Annotated in this window: 16 protein-coding genes; 13 read left to right on the top strand and 3 right to left on the bottom strand. The window is 57.0% G+C overall.

The window, feature by feature from the left end; genetic code table 11:
• Positions 1 to 53 precede the first annotated feature (53 nt).
• A complete protein-coding gene (gene folE, locus KUF73_RS00190; RefSeq protein ID WP_003204506.1) occupies positions 54 to 599 on the top strand; it encodes a GTP cyclohydrolase I FolE in 546 nt (181 codons plus the stop codon).
• Positions 600 to 702: 103 nt separating this feature from the next.
• Positions 703 to 1,074, top strand: a complete 372-nt coding sequence (locus tag KUF73_RS00185) for a glutathione S-transferase N-terminal domain-containing protein (RefSeq protein WP_218436045.1) — start codon at positions 703 to 705, stop codon at positions 1,072 to 1,074.
• A gap of 157 nt (positions 1,075 to 1,231) precedes the next feature.
• Here the strand turns inward: KUF73_RS00185 and KUF73_RS00180 are convergent, their stop codons facing one another.
• Complete coding sequence (locus KUF73_RS00180; protein ID WP_218436044.1) at positions 1,232 to 2,398, bottom strand: PLP-dependent aminotransferase family protein; 1,167 nt, start codon at positions 2,396 to 2,398, stop codon at positions 1,232 to 1,234.
• A gap of 82 nt (positions 2,399 to 2,480) precedes the next feature.
• Here KUF73_RS00180 and KUF73_RS00175 point away from each other — a divergent pair, with 82 nt between their 5' ends.
• The 3 genes from KUF73_RS00175 (at position 2,481) to KUF73_RS00165 (ending at position 5,262) form a co-directional block, all read left to right on the top strand.
• Entirely contained in the window at positions 2,481 to 2,924 is a 444-nt protein-coding gene (locus KUF73_RS00175) for a MarR family winged helix-turn-helix transcriptional regulator (RefSeq protein WP_218436043.1), read from the top strand.
• 289 nt (positions 2,925 to 3,213) lie between these two features.
• Positions 3,214 to 4,563 carry an NCS2 family permease gene (locus KUF73_RS00170; protein ID WP_218436042.1) on the top strand — a complete coding sequence of 450 codons (1,350 nt, stop codon included), beginning with the start codon at positions 3,214 to 3,216 and terminating at the stop codon, positions 4,561 to 4,563.
• 72 nt (positions 4,564 to 4,635) lie between these two features.
• A complete protein-coding gene (locus tag KUF73_RS00165) occupies positions 4,636 to 5,262 on the top strand; it encodes a LysE family translocator (RefSeq protein WP_218436041.1) in 627 nt (208 codons plus the stop codon).
• Positions 5,263 to 5,447: 185 nt separating this feature from the next.
• On the opposite strand, the gene uraH is transcribed toward KUF73_RS00165, so the two are convergent.
• Entirely contained in the window at positions 5,448 to 5,801 is a 354-nt protein-coding gene (uraH, locus tag KUF73_RS00160; RefSeq protein WP_010456673.1) for a hydroxyisourate hydrolase, read from the bottom strand.
• 433 nt (positions 5,802 to 6,234) lie between these two features.
• On the opposite strand from uraH, the gene puuE reads away from it, so the two are divergent.
• The 8 genes from puuE (at position 6,235) to KUF73_RS00120 (ending at position 14,351) form a co-directional block, all read left to right on the top strand.
• Positions 6,235 to 7,161, top strand: coding sequence for an allantoinase PuuE (gene puuE / locus KUF73_RS00155; RefSeq protein WP_218436040.1), 927 nt, complete (start codon positions 6,235 to 6,237; stop codon positions 7,159 to 7,161).
• On the top strand, positions 7,158 to 7,673 hold the full coding sequence (gene uraD, locus KUF73_RS00150) for a 2-oxo-4-hydroxy-4-carboxy-5-ureidoimidazoline decarboxylase (protein ID WP_218436039.1): 516 nt from the start codon (positions 7,158 to 7,160) through the stop codon (positions 7,671 to 7,673). Before puuE ends, uraD begins: the two co-directional genes overlap by 4 nt.
• Positions 7,674 to 7,760: 87 nt before the next feature.
• Positions 7,761 to 8,756, top strand: coding sequence for an allantoicase (gene alc, locus KUF73_RS00145; RefSeq protein ID WP_218436038.1), 996 nt, complete (start codon positions 7,761 to 7,763; stop codon positions 8,754 to 8,756).
• Positions 8,757 to 8,879: 123 nt separating this feature from the next.
• Positions 8,880 to 9,383 carry an ureidoglycolate lyase gene (locus KUF73_RS00140; RefSeq protein WP_008146154.1) on the top strand — a complete coding sequence of 168 codons (504 nt, stop codon included), beginning with the start codon at positions 8,880 to 8,882 and terminating at the stop codon, positions 9,381 to 9,383.
• Positions 9,384 to 9,433: 50 nt separating this feature from the next.
• Positions 9,434 to 10,735 (top strand): urate hydroxylase PuuD, encoded by a 1,302-nt coding sequence (locus tag KUF73_RS00135; RefSeq protein WP_218436037.1) that lies wholly within the window; start codon positions 9,434 to 9,436, stop codon positions 10,733 to 10,735.
• A gap of 139 nt (positions 10,736 to 10,874) precedes the next feature.
• Positions 10,875 to 12,233: a nucleobase:cation symporter-2 family protein gene (locus tag KUF73_RS00130; protein WP_218436036.1), complete on the top strand. Its 1,359-nt coding sequence runs from the start codon at positions 10,875 to 10,877 to the stop codon at positions 12,231 to 12,233.
• 170 nt (positions 12,234 to 12,403) lie between these two features.
• Complete coding sequence (locus KUF73_RS00125) at positions 12,404 to 13,189, top strand: outer membrane protein OmpK (RefSeq protein WP_218436035.1); 786 nt, start codon at positions 12,404 to 12,406, stop codon at positions 13,187 to 13,189.
• A gap of 376 nt (positions 13,190 to 13,565) precedes the next feature.
• Complete coding sequence (locus tag KUF73_RS00120; RefSeq protein ID WP_218436034.1) at positions 13,566 to 14,351, top strand: outer membrane protein OmpK; 786 nt, start codon at positions 13,566 to 13,568, stop codon at positions 14,349 to 14,351.
• 45 nt (positions 14,352 to 14,396) lie between these two features.
• On the opposite strand, the gene KUF73_RS00115 is transcribed toward KUF73_RS00120, so the two are convergent.
• Positions 14,397 to 17,240 carry an RHS repeat-associated core domain-containing protein gene (locus KUF73_RS00115; protein WP_218436033.1) on the bottom strand — a complete coding sequence of 948 codons (2,844 nt, stop codon included), beginning with the start codon at positions 17,238 to 17,240 and terminating at the stop codon, positions 14,397 to 14,399.
• Between the last annotated feature and the right edge of the window lie 80 nt (positions 17,241 to 17,320).

Below are 17,320 nucleotides of genomic sequence, written 5' to 3'. Positions count from 1 at the left end.
TCGTGCCTGCCACCGTACCCTTGCCCTTTGCGTAAAATCCCACAGGTAGTTTCATGTCCCTGGAACAGAATTACACCGCGATTCTCGGCCAACTGGGCGAGGACGTCTCCCGCGAGGGCCTGCTCGACACGCCAAAACGTGCCGCCAAAGCCATGCAGTACCTCTGCCGCGGTTATGAACAAACACTCGAAGAAGTCACCAACGGTGCCTTGTTCAGCTCCGACAACAGCGAAATGGTGCTGGTCAAGGACATCGAGTTGTACTCGTTGTGCGAACACCACCTGCTGCCGTTCATCGGCAAGGCCCATGTTGCTTACATCCCGAGTGGCAAGGTCCTGGGATTGTCGAAAGTCGCGCGGATCGTCGATATGTACGCCCGCCGCCTGCAGATCCAGGAAAACCTCAGCCGACAGATCGCCGATGCAGTCCAGCAAGTCACCGGTGCCCTGGGCGTTGCTGTAGTGATCGAGGCCAAGCACATGTGCATGATGATGCGCGGTGTGGAAAAACAGAATTCGTCGATGATCACCTCGGTGATGCTCGGTGAGTTCCGCGAGAACGCCGCGACCCGCAGCGAATTCCTCAGCCTCATCAAGTAATTCGCAACTCGAAGAAAACCGGCATTCATCGCCGGTTTTTTTCGTCCGCTAAAAATCAGGTAAGCTGCGCGCCTTTCTTCATCTCCACCGTGAGGCTTTCAACGTGTTCGTAAAAGCGCTTCGTGTCGGCCTTGGCCAACTGATCATCTTCATCGACTTCCTCACTCGTCCGGGCAAGAAGCAGCGCCCGGCCGAGGTCCAGGCTAAGATCAACTCCGCCGCCAAAGACCTGACCCTCTATCAGTTTCATGCCTGCCCGTTCTGCGTGAAAACCCGCCGCACCCTGCGCCGCCTGAACGTGCCGGTGGCGTTGCGTGACGCGAAGAACAACGAACAGGATCGCCAGACACTGCTGGAGCAAGGTGGCAAGATCAAAGTGCCGTGCCTGCGCATCGAAGAAAATGGCCAGACCACCTGGATGTATGAATCCAAGGTGATCATTGATTACCTGGACAAGCGTTTCGCGGCAGCCTGATGTTTTTGTGTTGTGATTGATGTCCTCTTCGCGGGCAAGCCTCGCTCCTACTGTTTGCCAAATCCTTTAGGAGCGAGGCTTGCCCGCGAAGGCGTCGATTCAAACACCGCAAACTCCAGACAAACAGAAACCGGCCCTTGAGCCGGTTTTTCTATCTTCAGGCCGCTTCGGCAGCCTGGGCCTGGCGCACCACCGCCGCCAATCGCTTGAGCCCTTCATCCAGCCGCGTCGGGTCGATATGACTGAAGTTCAGACGTATATGCCCCGGATGGTTCTCCGGCTCAGGGAAAAATGGCTCACCCGGCATGAACGCCACATCATTCGCCAACGCGGCGTTAAGTAACGTGCGCGTATCCAGCGGTTGCTTGAGCGTCAGCCAGAAAAACAGCCCACCCTGCGGCACGTTCCAATGTGCCAGATCGGAAAAGTGCGTTTCAAGCGCTACCTGAAATGCGTCGCGTCGCACCCGATAGAAATCGCGCAACTCACTGAGGTGCCGCTGATACTGCTCCGTGCCAATCCATTGCAGTGCTTGCCACTGGCCGATCCTATTGGTGTGTAGGTCCGCCGACTGCTTGAGCCGCAGCAAATGTGGGAACAGGTCAGGACTGGCGATCAAATAGCCGACACGCAATCCCGGCAACAAGGTTTTCGACACGGTGCCGGTATATATCCAGCTGGATTTTTTCAAACGACTGACAATCGGCGTCGCACTGCCGCCGTCGAAGGTCAGCTCGCGGTAAGGCTCGTCTTCAATCAGGGTCACACCGAACTCATCGAGTAAAGCCGCCACCGCATCGCGCTTGGCTTCGCTGTAACGCACGGCCGAGGGATTCTGGAAGGTCGGGATCAGGTAGATGAACGCCGGACGGTGTTTTTGCAGACGGGTGCGTAATTGCGCCAAGTCCGGGCCATCCGCTTGCAGCGGGACAGTGATGCAGTCTGCGCCGAACAATTGGAAGATCTGCAAGGCCGCCAGATACGTCGGTGCCTCCAGCAGAATCTCGGTGCCTTTATCGATATAGAGCTTGGCCGCCAGATCGAGGGTTTGCTGGGAGCCACTGACCACCAGCACCTGATTTGCCTCGCAATGTATACCGAGTGCGCGAGCCTGGACGGCCAACGCTTCGCGCAACGCCGGTTCGCCTTCGCTCATGCCGTATTGACCCATGGACACTGGCATGTCGGCCCATTCGACCTTCGGCAGCATGGCTTCAGCCGGCAAGCCCCCGGCGAAAGACATTACCTCCGGACGCTGGGCCGCAGCGAGGATTTCACGGATCAAAGAACTTTTAAGGCGCGAGACACGTTCGGAAAAAGCCATGTGAGTCACCGGTAGCGAGGCCAGAGAAAAATGAGTCAAACTTGTTGACCGAAATTACGACAGCCCGAGCGGATACGTCAACATGCTTGACCTTAAAAACCCGATTTCCCAGCAACAAGCCATGGAAGCGTTTTTCTTCGGCTACCAAGCCTTCACCGCCAAGGCCGACGAAATGCTTGAGCGTCGCGGCTTGAGTCGGGTGCATCAGCGCATCGTGTTTTTCATCGCCCGCTATCCGAGCCTGAGCGTCAAAGAGCTGCTGGCATTGCTCGGCGTGAGCAAGCAGGCGCTGAACATGCCGCTGCGGCAATTGGTGGAAATGCATTTGGTGAACAGCGCTGCACCCGAGACGGATAAACGTAAACGGCTGCTGGAGCTGACCGACGATGGCGCACGGTTTGAGCAGTCATTGCGTCGCGAGCAGGTGAAATTGCTGGAGCGGGTGTTTGCCGAAGCCGGGGAGACGGCGGTGAATGGGTGGTTGGCGGTGAACCTGGCGCTGGGGGAGAACCAGCAGAAGATGTGATCTCAAGCCAGTCTTCGCGGGCAAGCCTCGCTCCTACGGTTCACCAATACCCCGCAGGAGCGAGGCTTGCCCGCGAAGGCGTCCTTTCCGGCGATATATCCCTATTGCCAAACTTTTCGTCCACAAAATCAAAAACAATATTTGCTTTATTTGTACACAAAAGCATAATCCACTTCGTGCGAGTTCCTGACCAAGCGGTCAACAAATTCGCAAGTGCCTCAAAGGGCTGCTGCCACCCTCTCGGATCCGGCCCTGGAAATAACAATAAAACTCTTGAGGAGTACTCGCTGTGGAAAGCCGCAAATCCGAAGCATCGACGCTGGATCTCTCGCCGCCTTTACGCAATGGCTGGCTGGAGCGCATCTTTAAACTCAGCTTGCATGGCACCACGGTGAAGACCGAGTTGATTGCCGGTCTGACAACCTTCATCACCATGGCCTACATCATCTTCGTCAACCCCAACATCATGGCCGACGCCGGGATCGATCACGGTGCGGCATTCGTCGCGACTTGCATCGCTGCTGCATTGGGTTGCCTGTTGATGGGCCTGTACGCCAACTGGCCAGTCGGCCTGGCGCCGGGCATGGGCCTGAACGCCTTCTTCACTTACACCGTGGTCGGCACCATGGGCTACAACTGGGAAACCGCGCTCGGTGCGGTGTTCGTTTCCGGTGTGCTGTTCATGATCCTGACCTTCTCGCGCATCCGCGAATGGCTGCTCAACAGTATTCCCGTGAGTCTGCGCTTCGCCATGGGCGCCGGAGTCGGCTTGTTCCTGGGGCTGATCGGGTTGAAAACCGCGGGTATCGTCGTCGATAGCCCGGCGACCTTGATCAAACTCGGCTCCCTGCGCGAGCCTGGACCGCTGCTGGCCGCCGTCTGCTTCTTGATGATCGCCGTGCTCAGCTACCACAAAGTCTTCGGCGCAATCCTCATCAGCATCATCACCGTGACCCTGGCCGGTTGGGGTCTGGGCCTGGTGCATTACGAAGGGATCATGTCGGCCCCGCCGAGCCTGGCCCCGACCTGGATGGCCATGAACCTCGCCGGCGTGTTCAACGTCAGCATGATCAGCGTGGTACTGGCTTTCCTCTTCGTGCACATGTTCGACACCGCTGGCACCCTGATGGGCGTTGCCCAGCGCGCCAATCTGGTGGGCGCTGACGGTCGGATCGAAAACCTTTCCCGCGCCATGAAAGCCGACAGTGCTTCCAGCGTATTTGGTGCGATTGTCGGCGTTCCTCCCGTCACAAGTTACGTGGAAAGTGCCGCTGGTGTAGCGGCTGGTGGTCGGACTGGTCTTACCGCTGTGACCGTAGGTGTGCTATTTATTGCAGCCATGTTCTTCGCACCGCTGGCCGGAATGATCCCCGCCTACGCAACCGCCGGCGCACTGATTTACGTGGCAATGCTGATGATGGGCGGCATGAAGCACATCGAGTGGGACGAAGCGACCGACAGCATTCCGGCGATCGTCACTGCAATCATGATGCCCCTGACCTTCTCGGTCGCCGACGGTATCGCGCTGGGCTTCATCACTTATGTGGTGCTGAAGGCCGGCACTGGCAAGTTCAAGGAAATTTCCGCGAGTCTGTGGGTGCTCTGCGCGATCTTCATCGCGAAGTTCATCTTCTTGTAAACCTTACGCGGTTCGCGCTTCAAAACAGCCTCACCCCGTCGGGTGAGGCTTTTGTGCAAATGGAGGAAAGTGATGAGTCTGGAAACCTGGCTGCTGTTCAGCGGCGCTGCACTGGTGGTGATCCTGATCCCGGGGCCACTGTCTTTACTGATGATCAGCAACAGTTTGAACTACGGCCTAGTCCGTTCTTACCCGGCGTTTCTCGGTGGGGTGATTGCTTCGATCTGCCTGTTGAGTGCTTCGGCATTGGGTCTGGGCGCCCTGCTGCTGGCGTCGGAACAGTTGTTCAGTGCGCTGAAAATCGTTGGCGCGCTGTACCTGTTCTACCTCGCCTGGCAGAGCTGGCAGCAATCGCGCCAGCCTTCCCACGGCGCCGAAGTGCCGCAGGCTGCACCTGTGCCGCGCTTTCGCGCACTGTTCGGCCGCGCGTTCATGCTCGGCGCCAGTAATCCGAAAGACATTCTGTTCTTCGCCGCGTTTCTGCCGCAGTTCTTGAGCGCTGAACAGCCGTTTCTGCCGCAACTGCTGGTGATGATCGCGACCTGGACCGTGCTGGATCTGCTGTGCAAGTTGGCTTATGGGCTGGGTGCCCATGGAGCGGCGCGGTATTTGCGAAGTGGCAAGGGGCAGAGTTGGTTCAATCGGATCAGTGCGGCGTTGTTTGGTGGTGCGGGTGCGGCGTCGTTGTTGAGCCGTTAAGCAAGATCAAAAGATCGCAGCGTCGTTTCACTCGGCAGCTCCTACATTGGTCGGTGCAGGAGCTGCCGCAGGGTTCGATCTTTTGACTTTCCGGCAGACGAAAAAAAGCCCGCAGTGTGAGCGGGCGAAAGACCAAAGAAGCTATATGCGCAGTCGCTTCCAGGGTGAGGCAGCTGCTTGGGGGATCAGCTGCCGCGGTACGTGGAATAGCTGTAAGGCGAAATCAGCAGCGGCACATGGTAATGATCCTGTTCAGCCGAGATGCCGAAACGCAGCACCACAACATCCAGGAAAGCCGGCTCCGGCAGCTGTACACCACGGGCGCGGTAGTAATCGCCCGCATGAAACTGAACCTGATAAACCCCGGACCGGTAGTCATCGCCTTGCAACAGCGGCGCATCGACACGGCCATCGCTGTTAGTTATCGCGCTGGCGACCAATTCCAGCTGCGAACCTTCAACGCGGTACAACTCGACCTTGATCGAGCTGCCCGGGCAACCGTGTGCAGCGTCCAAAACGTGTGTAGTCAAACGTCCCATTGATTCTGCGCGCCTGCCTGCGTGGAAGCAGCCAGACTTCGCGCCTCCCGAAGTCAGGTGAAAAGGAGACCGCACCGTTTCGGAGCACGAAAAGCTGCGGCGAGCGATTGATTAAGACACTTTTCAAAAAAATTGTACACAATAAAAACGACATTTTTACGACCGCCAGCGCCATCCCCCGGTTTCCCGACGATTTGCTGTCGAAGCGCCTGCCCGCTGAACCTCATAACCTTAAGCTGACCAGTCAGGCAGGTTTCTTGCAGGTTCGTGTAAATAGCACGGAAAGATGACCGTTAACGAAAAATGCAAAAAATCAGGCTTACAAAGTGAATATAAAGTTGTATACAATCAGCCCATCGCTGTGACGCCAGCCTGTCATCCAACCTCAGGCGCGCCACACAACTGTCACCACGAATAAGAAAGGAACACTGCAGTGAGCGCTGACTACCCACGCGACCTGGTCGGTTACGGCAGTAACCCTCCGCACCCACACTGGCCGGGCAATGCCCGCATCGCCCTGTCCTTCGTACTCAATTACGAAGAAGGCGGCGAGCGCAACATCCTGCACGGCGACAAAGAGTCCGAAGCCTTCCTTTCGGAGATGGTCTCGGCGCAGCCGCTGCAAGGCGCGCGCAACATGAGCATGGAATCCCTTTACGAGTATGGCAGCCGTGCCGGCGTCTGGCGGATTCTGAAACTGTTCAAGGAATTCGATATTCCGCTGACCATCTTCGCCGTGGCCATGGCCGCCCAGCGTCACCCGGACGTGATCCGTGCCATGGTCGATGCCGGCCACGAGATCTGCAGCCACGGCTACCGCTGGATCGACTACCAGTACATGGACGAAGCGCAGGAACGCGAGCACATGCTCGAAGCGATCCGCATCCTCACCGAAATCACCGGTGAACGTCCGCTGGGCTGGTACACCGGCCGCACCGGCCCGAACACCCGTCGCCTGGTGATGGAAGAAGGCGGTTTCCTCTACGACTGCGACACCTACGACGACGACCTGCCCTACTGGGAACCGAACAATCCGACCGGCAAGCCGCACCTGGTGATCCCGTACACCCTGGACACCAACGACATGCGTTTTACCCAGGTCCAGGGTTTCAACAAGGGCGACGACTTTTTTGAATATCTGAAAGATGCGTTTGACGTGCTCTACGCCGAAGGTGCCGACGCACCGAAAATGCTGTCGATCGGCCTGCACTGCCGCCTGATTGGCCGTCCGGCGCGTCTGGCCTCGCTCAAGCGCTTTATCGAATACGCTAAAAGTCATGAACAGGTGTGGTTCAGTCGCCGCGTCGACATCGCTCGCCACTGGCAAGAAACCCACCCGTACCAAGGGGCTGCCAAATGAGCACCTTTCAATCGCTGAAACCATCGACCCTGAGCCGCGACGATTTCGTCAAAGCTTTTGCCGACATCTACGAACATTCGCCATGGGTGGCCGAAAAGGCCTTTGACCTGGGCCAGGACGCTTCGATCGACGAGATCGAAACCCTGCACCAGCGCATGAGCGACATCCTGTTGAGCGCCGATCACGAGAGCCAGTTGGCTCTGATCAACGCTCACCCGGACCTGGCCGGCAAAGCCGCCGTCCAGGGCCAGTTGACCGAAGCCAGCACCAATGAACAGGCTGGCGCCGGTATTCACCAATGCACGGCCGAAGAGTTTTCTCGCTTCACCGAGCTGAACGACGCCTACAAAGCCAAGTTCAAGTTTCCCTTCATCATGGCGGTAAAAGGCAGCAACCGGCATCAGATTCTCGCAGCGTTCGAAACGCGCATTCACAACTCGGTCGATACCGAATTCAAATGCGCGCTGGCGGAGATCAACAAGATCGCCCTGTTCCGATTACTGACCCTATAGCGACCTTGGTCCTGGCGAACTGAACGCACAAATCGCCCAGGACCTTGCAAGCATCCCAAGCCAACTTATTAAAGGCAGACAAGAAGAATGAAAGCTTACGCCGTACCTTTCGAGAAGTTCGTCAACCTGGCCGACGCCCGCCTGGGCACCAAAATCATCTCGGTCACCGATGACTGGTTCGCAGACGCCAACCGTCTGTTCCAACCGACCCCGGCCGTATGGAAGGAGGGCGTGTTCGATGACAACGGCAAGTGGATGGACGGCTGGGAGTCGCGCCGCAAGCGTTTCGAAGGCTACGACAGCGCAGTGATCCGCCTGGGCGTGCCTGGCTCGATCAAAGGCGTCGACATCGACACTTCATTCTTCACCGGCAACTTCCCGCCGTCGGCCTCCCTCGAAGCGTGCTTCCTGGCCTCCGGCGAGCCGACCGAAAACACTCAGTGGGTTGAAGTACTGTCTGCCGTCGAGCTGCAAGGCAACAGCCATCACTTCCACGAAATCAACAACGACCAGGCCTTCAGCCATCTGCGTTTCAACATCTACCCGGACGGCGGTGTCGCCCGTCTGCGCGTGTACGGCGTTCCGCACCGCGACTGGTCGGCCGTTGGCGACAACGAGCAGGTTGACCTGGCTGCAGCCCTCAACGGTGGCCGCGCCCTCGCCTGCTCCGATGAACACTTCGGTCGCATGAGCAACATCCTCAACCCGGGCCGTGGCATCAACATGGGCGACGGTTGGGAAACCGCACGTCGTCGTACGCCGGGCAACGACTGGGTCATCGTCGCACTGGGTCACCCGGGCGAGATCGAGAAAATCGTCGTCGACACCTTGCACTTCAAGGGCAACTACCCGGACAGCTGCTCGATCCAGGGCGCGTTCGTCAAGGGCGGCACTGACAGCCAGATCGAAACCCAATCGCTGTTCTGGCGCGAACTGCTGCCAAGCCAGAAACTGGAAATGCACGCCGAGCACACCTTCGCCGAGCAGATCAAGGCACTGGGCCCAATCACCCACATCCGCCTGAACGTGTTCCCGGACGGTGGTGTGAGCCGCCTGCGCCTGTTGGGCAAGGTCGCTAAATAAGCGCTGATGAAAAACCTGTAGGAGCACAGCTTGCTGGCGATGGCGTCAGTGAGGGCCCCATCGCCAGCAAGCTGTACTCCTACAAAAGCAACACAACAACGAATTCGAGAAAAGAAGACCAGCATGCGCACACTGACGATTGAACCGCTGACCAAAGAAGCCTTCGCCCCTTTCGGTGATGTGATCGAAACCGACGGCAGCGATCACTTCATGATCAACAACGGTTCGACCATGCGCTTTCATAAACTGGCGACGGTGGAAACCGCCAAGCCAGAAGACAACGCGATTATCAGCATCTTCCGCGCCGACGCGCAGGACATGCCGCTGACCGTCAGCATGCTGGAGCGTCACCCACTGGGCAGCCAGGCTTTCATTCCGCTGCTCGGCAACCCCTTTCTGATCGTGGTCGCGCCACTTGGCGATGAACCTGTATCAGGCTTGGTCCGCGCCTTCGTCACCAACGGCAGGCAGGGCATTAATTACCATCGCGGCGTTTGGCACCATCCGGTGCTGACGATCGAAAAGCGGGATGACTTCCTGGTGGTTGATCGCAGTGGCACAGGCAATAACTGCGATGAGCATTTTTTCAAAGAGGATGAGCGTTTGATCCTCGCCCCCCACCAATAAGAGAAGGTCTGATCACTCGACAACAGAGTGACAGGCGAGAGGTAAAGACTGTGGAAGCACATCTGTTGGAATGGCTGAACCTGAGCGTACGCTGGGTTCACATGATTACTGGCGTGGCCTGGATCGGCGCATCGTTCTACTTCGTCTGGCTGGAAAACAACCTCAATCGGGTCAATCCGAAAAGTGGTCTGGCGGGCGATTTGTGGGCGATCCACGGCGGCGGTATCTATCACCTGGAAAAATACAAACTGGCCCCACCGACCATGCCGGACAACCTGCACTGGTTCAAATGGGAAGCCTACTTCACCTGGATGTCAGGGATCGCGCTGCTGTGCGTGGTGTTCTACTCCAACCCGACGCTCTACCTGCTGGCTCCCGGCAGCACCCTGAGCGGCCCTGAAGGCGTGGCCATCGGTATCGGCTCGCTGTTCATCGGCTGGTTCGTCTACTCCTTCCTCTGCGACTCGGCCTTGGGTAAACGCCCTGCCCTGCTCGGCGGAATCCTGTTCGTGCTGATCATTGGCGCCGCCTACGGCTTCAGCAAAGTGTTCAGCGGTCGTGGTGCTTACCTGCATGTTGGCGCGATCATCGGCACCATCATGGTCGGCAACGTGTTCCGCATCATCATGCCGGCGCAACGCGCCCTGGTCGCGGCGATTGCCGAGAACCGCACACCCGATCCGGCCCTGCCGGCCAAAGGCCTGCTGCGTTCGCGTCACAACAACTACTTCACGTTGCCGGTGCTGTTCATCATGATCAGCAACCACTTCCCGAGCACCTATGGCAGCCAGTACAACTGGCTGATCCTGGCCGGGATCGCGGTGCTGGCGGTATTGGTGCGTCACTACTTCAACACCCGTCACGACAGCCACAAGTTCGCCTGGACCCTGCCCGTGGCAGCGGTGGGCATGATCAGCCTGGCTTACGTCACCGGTCCTGCGCCGATGAACAGCCCGGAAGTGGCCAAGGCTCCGGCGAAGATCGAGTACCAACCGTTGCCGGAAACCGCATTGGGCGGTGGTTTGAAACCCGCTGAAGCCAAACCTGCCGAAGCGCCTGCAGCCGCACCGGCTCAAGCATCCAACGCAGGCCCTGGCTTCGACCAGGTGCACAGCGTGATTCAGGAACGTTGCGCGGTCTGCCACTCGGCCAAACCGACCAGCCCGCTGTTCAGCGCAGCCCCGGCCGGTGTGATGTTCGACACCCCCGAGCAGATCCGCCAGAACGCTGCGCGGATCCAGGCTCAAGCTGTCGCCAGCCAAATCATGCCACTGGGCAACATCACGAAGATGACCCAGCAGGAACGTGACCTGATCGGCGCCTGGATTGTTCAGGGAGCCCAGACCAATTAGTCGTTGAAAAGCTTCGCGGGCAAGCCTCGCGCCTACAAGGTTCACGCTGAACCGTAGGAGCGAGGCTTGCCCGCGAACGGCCGCGACGCGGTCCTCTTGATACAAAAATCACAAGAATAAAAAAGATCCGAGGTGTTGCATGTCCGAGCTCTCCAAAGCGCGCATCCCCGACGCACCCGCCATTCAGCGTTTGCCCCTTTTGCAACTGATCCTGGTCGGTCTGCAACATGTTCTGCTGATGTACGGGGGTGCCATTGCGGTGCCGCTGATCATCGGACAGGCCGCTGGCCTAAGTCGTGAAGAAATCGCCTTCCTGATCAACGCCGACCTGCTGGTCGCCGGCATCGCCACCATCGTGCAATCGCTGGGCATCGGCCCCATGGGCATCCGCATGCCAGTCATGATGGGCGCCAGTTTCGCCGCCGTCGGCAGTATGGTCGCCATGGCCGGCATGCCGGGTATCGGCTTGCAAGGGATCTTCGGCGCGACCATCGCCGCCGGGTTCTTCGGCATGATCATCGCGCCGTTCATGTCCAAGGTCGTGCGTTTCTTCCCCCCTCTGGTGACCGGCACAGTCATCACCTCGATCGGTTTATCGTTGTTCCCCGTGGCCGTGAACTGGGCCGGTGGCGGCGCATCCGCCACTCAATTCGGTTCGCCGATTTACCTGACCATCGCCGCGCTGGTGCTCGGCACCATTCTGTTGGTGCATCGCTTCATGCGAGGTTTCTGGGTCAACATTTCGGTGCTGATCGGCATGTGCCTGGGCTACGTGCTCTGCGGCGTACTCGGCATGGTCGACCTCAGCGACATGGCCCAGGCGCCATGGCTGCAATTCGTCACGCCGCTGCATTTCGGCCTGCCCAAGTTTGAATTGGCGCCGATTCTGTCGATGTGTCTGGTGGTGGTGATCATCTTCGTCGAGTCCACGGGGATGTTCCTGGCGCTGGGCAAGATCACCGGCCAGGAAGTCTGCCCGCGGATGCTGCGCCGCGGCTTGCTGTGCGATGCCGGCGCTTCGTTCGTTGCCGGTTTCTTCAATACCTTCACCCACTCCTCCTTCGCACAGAACATCGGTCTGGTGCAGATGACCGGCGTGCGCTGCCGCTCGGTAACCATCGTCGCCGGCGGCTTGCTGATCGTCCTGAGCTTGCTGCCCAAAGCCGCGTTCCTGGTGGCTTCGATTCCACCAGCGGTACTGGGCGGTGCGGCCATTGCGATGTTCGGCATGGTTGCCGCTACCGGGATCAAAATCCTGCAAGAAGCCGATATCGGTGACCGTCGCAACCAGTTGCTGGTGGCGGTGAGCATCGGCATGGGCCTGATCCCGGTGGTACGCCCGGAATTCTTCGCCCACTTGCCGGTGTGGATGAGCCCCATCACCCACAGCGGTATCGCCATGGCCACGCTCAGTGCGCTGTCGCTGAACCTGCTGTTCAACATCCTTGGTGGCAAGGAACGTGCGGCCATCAACGACTGTCACGCGCACTCGCATTAACTGAATCGGCACTGACCTACTGTAGGCGCGAGCTTGCTCGCGATGAACGCAAGAACACCGCGTTTATCCAGCTAACACGCGTAATCGTTAGCAACCATCGCGAGCAAGCTCGCTCCTACAGGGGTAGCGGCTGCCTGCGCCTTGAAAATAAGAAAAAGAAGGAGCAACAGATGATTCGCACACAGACAAACCTGTTGTTGGGAGGTGGTCTTCTGGCCGCCACTCAAGCCATGGCCGGCGATTTACTGCTGTGGCAGACCAACAGCCTGAGCTATCTGTACGGCAAAGACTTCGTAGTCAACCCGTCAATCCAGCAGACGATAACCTTCGAACATGCCGACCGCTGGAAATACGGCGACAACTTCATGTTCATCGACAGCACCTACTACAACGGCGAGAAAGACCGGAAAAAAGGCGTTCACGCCTATTACGGCGAGTTCAGCCCGCGCCTCTCCTTCGGCAAAATCCTCGACCGCCGCTTCGAATTCGGCCCGATCAAGGATGTGCTGCTGGCCATGACCTACGAGAATGGCGAAGACGACACCGAAGCCTACCTGATCGGCCCCGGCTTCGACCTCGCGGTACCGGGCTTCAATTTTTTCACCTTGAACTTCTACTATCGCCAGACCGAAGGCTCGCGTCCCGGCGACGACGTCTGGCAGATCACGCCGGCCTGGTCTTACACCCTGCCACTGGGCAACTCGAACCTGTTGATCGACGGCTACATCGACTGGGTGGTGGATAACGACCAAAACTCACATGGCACTTATCACGCCAACCTGCACTTCAACCCGCAGATCAAATACGACCTTGGCAAAGCCCTCGGCTGGCGCGAAAAACAGGTGTACGTCGGTGTCGAATACAGCTACTGGAAAGACAAATACGGCATCGAAAACACCGCCAACTTCGACACCAATGAAAACACCACCAGCCTGCTGGTGAAGGTGCATTTCTAAGATGGCCCGCAACCGTGCCCCAAACCTGTCGTCGGTGCGCTGTTGCGGGGCACTTGAGACCTGGCCCGGGAGTCAGTATTCTCCGCGGCCGCCTGAATCCGCTTTAAAAAAAAGCCCGGATTTAAATCCTGACCAGAAAGCCAACTTATCCCGGCTCTGGACGGTACCAAGGCACCCCAAAACCCCTCTCAATCGACTGTTCTTGAGCAGCCGAGCGGGAGTTTTTTTGCTTTTCGAATGCCTTGGCGCAGCTCTTGCTAACAGCACTAAAGCTGACCGATTGGATGATTTTTTATCGCTACAGAAAAAGGCGCCACACCAGAGCGCCGACCTTAAAAAAAATATCGTGAAACCACTACTTTTTGGGAGCAACCGAATGAAACGTACGTGCACTAGCCTGATGCTGGCGGGATCGATGCTGGCCGGGGGCCAGGCCATGGCTGAAGATTTGCTGCAATGGCAGAACAACAGCCTGACCTACCTGTATGGCAAGGATTTCCAGGTCAACCCGCGCATTCAGCAGACGGTCACCTTCGAACACGCCGATGGCTGGAAGTACGGCGACAACTTCATGTTCTTCGACAAGATTTACTACAACGGCAAGGAAGACGCCTTCGCTGGTGAGAACTCCTACTACGGTGAAATCAGCCCGCGCCTGTCGTTCGGCAAGATCTTCGACCAGAAACTCGAGTTTGGCCCAATCAAAGATGTGTTGCTGGCCATGACCTACGAGTTCGGTGAAGACGATACCGAGTCCTACCTGATCGGTCCGGGCTTCGACCTGGCGATTCCAGGCTTCGACTATTTCCAGTTGAACTTCTACAACCGCCACACCGAAGGCGACCGCCCAGGTGACAATATCTGGCAGGTCACCCCGGTTTGGTCCTATACCATCCCGGTGGGCGATTCGAGCATCCTGATCGACGGTTTCATGGACTGGGTGGTCGACAACGACGTCAACAAGAAAGGCGAATACCACGCCAACCTGCACTTCAATCCACAGATCAAATACGACCTGGGCAAGGCGCTGAATTTTGGCGCGAAGCAGTTGTATGTGGGTGTCGAGTATGACTACTGGAAGAATAAGTACGGTATTGAAGACAGCCAGGGGTTCAAGACGGATCAGAGCGCTACGAGCTTCTTGGTGAAGTTCCACTTCTGATGTATGCAGTCTCCCAACCTGTGCAAAACGGGCAGGTTGGGAGCGCTATGCAACTGATGCTCTGCGACCAGGGTTCACACTTGTCCAGGCACCACTGCTGTCAATATTCCGACGATAGCCTCCAAAAAATATATTACGCATATCTCGAACCTCGATGTACCGACCTTCAATTCGATTTTTATTCCCATAAAATTTTTCTGTTGGAACAGTATATTCGGAAAAATCCAGCTCCTCCCCGTTTTGCGAATACCGTATATAGTCTTGCATCATCTCCGGCCCCGTCATATACATTGTCAACCTAAAACGGCTATACAACCCAACACCAGGACTACTTCTTTTCTTTTCCCAACCAAAGTTTTCATGACCAAAACTCTCCGAAAACTCATCAGAGTACGCATGAACAACTCTATCTAACATCGCCTTTCCTAGCGACGACTCGGGCGCAGCTGCAATCACTGCATTAGAGGTTTCATTACCTCTCATATGCCCCATAAACCCATGCGTTGCACTTAGTACGCCGACAGGGGCCGCGACCGCTACGTCACCGTCTGTGTATAGACCGCCATATACGTATGTTGCTACCAACCTTAAAATATCACTTGCAGCAGCATAGTTTTTAAAAGGCCCGTTACTTTCACGATGAAACAGCGCCTCTACTTGTTTCGCTTTTGGATAAATCCCTACTAATGCATCAAATAATTTATCGGGACTCGCAACATTCAAGGCATCAGCCTCTCTGTACGCGAGCTCTCTCTCCGCCGGCTCCGCACCCGCTTTTACACCATCCAATGTGTTAAGCATCTGGGAAGCCTTACTAGTCCAAAAATATACGTCATACTCCGGATTTAAATATTTGAACATCAACATATTCCGGAGAAACCAGGTTGGAACATCGCCACCATCCCAATAATAATGAGCAATTGCTGGAACCGCATTTCTCCCAACCTGGTCTATTAAATTGATCGGATTATTGAACACCATGATAAATAAATTGATGCCATCTCCTACCGGATCCGGGCTCAACCACCGATGCAGCCACGGCGCATAGTACCGATACCCATAATAATAAAGCCCCGTCGCGTCCCGCTCTTTCCCCGAATAACGAATCGTCTTGTACCTGTCTTCAACCTCGCTGGAACCGGCCCATATCGCCGTACCACCAAACGCGTAATAAACCTCTCGACTCAACAACGCACCCCACTCATCCAGCTCCAATGTGCAGGAGTTCAGGTGATCGCTCAGGCAATAACGCAGTTGATCGTTGCGCACACTAGACGGGGGTGTGGTCACCCAGTGCAAAGCGCGTATGTGACTGCGCCCCGCCTCGACACTGACAACATGCCGCTCTTCACCCGTAGCCGTATCGCGATGAATTTCCAACCCCGGCAAGTAGCGAACGTCCGCAACCAGCGTGCGACGCGCAGCTTCGGTGAGTAGGACCTTTCGCAAGCGATGTCCGGGGCTGTCGTAGAAATAACATTCGGTATCGTCAGGTCCATCCTCACGCTTGACCAGCGTGACGCTGCTTAGTTGATTGCGCAGGTCCCAACTCATCCGCTGACCGCGCAACAACGCCAACTGATTGCCGTTGGCGTCAAAACCATCGGCCAGATATTCCTTGTCCGCGACGCTGCGATTGCTGGCCGGCGACGTGAACATCTCGAAGGTTTCCACACCACTGTGATGCCGCGTTTGCAAGTTACCGGCAGCATCGTAGGTGAAGGTCTGGGTGTAGTTGCGCAGCTGGTTGGGGTCCAGCGGTGCGGTTTGCCAGGCAGGTAAAGCGGGGCCATAACCCGGCTGGCTGACTTCGCGGCCGCGGGCTTCGATCAGTTGATAAAGACTGTCATAACAGTACCGATTGACCGGATCGATACGCTGGCCATTGAAGTGACGCGTTAGTTGGGCCTTGTCTTCGAGGCGGGTGATATTGCCGGCCGGATCGTAGCCATAATTTAAATCCTGAAGCGGCTTGCCCTGAGCATCGCAGGACAGCAACTGCAACAAACGCCCGTCTTCCTCGGAATAAAGTGCAGTCGTATTTACGCCATTTCCGGCGCGCTCGCTTTCAACCCGGCCGTATGCGTCGTAGCGGTTTTCACTGACCAGCAAGCGAGACTCCGCTGAAGGACCAGCTAGCTTCAATCGGGTTTCTTTCAACTCACCAGCGACGTTGTGGACGAAACATCTGACATTGCCCATGGCGTCAGTCTGACCACTCACTTCCCCAAAAGGACCGTACTGCTGAGCCGTGGTGAACACTTCTTTTTCCAGCCAGTGTTCACGGTCCGCGATATCAGGCGGCCAATCCGGAGGGTCCAGAGCGTGCAAGAATCGTGTTTGCTCCTCCAGAACCGAGCCACCCACACCGTATTCACAAAGGCTGCGTACGCCGGCCGGATGATCATGACGAATCAACTGGCCGCACTTGTTATGCACCGCGACTTCTTCACTCGCCCCACCATAAGCAAAACACTCGGCGACGCGCGGCGCATCATCCTGCATCTGTTCCGTGACAGTCAGCGGGCGCTGAAGCTCATCGTATTCAGTGTGCCGCTGGCTCCGGCGACCGTCCCAGAACGAGCGCACTGAACCTGCCTGATCCTGCAAGCTCAGCTGCCAACCGGCATCGACGCTTTCCACCAGCAACGGCTGGTTTTGCAGGTTATAAAAAGTGACGAGGTTCGGTTTCAGTGCCGTCCCGAACAATCGCGGATCCCAGGAGGCCACAGGCCGACCGGCCATATCGAAACGATTGCGGGTGATACGGACCTGTATCGCCGGGTTCAGGGGATGACGGCAATAAGCGACATTTCGCACGGCCAGGCCACGCGAATCCATCACTGACAGGGTCGGCGTGTGAGCATGAATCCATTGCGAAGTCGCCATCTTGTTACCCTCTGCCTCAGGGCTTCAATTTGAGCGAAAAACTCATCGACTTCTACTGTCACAACTGACATGTAGGCCAT

Origin of the sequence: Pseudomonas sp. PD9R, from assembly GCF_019200975.1 — a bacterium.
In the GTDB taxonomy this organism is placed as follows: domain Bacteria; phylum Pseudomonadota; class Gammaproteobacteria; order Pseudomonadales; family Pseudomonadaceae; genus Aquipseudomonas.
This window is presented reverse-complemented; position numbering and strand designations above follow the sequence as displayed.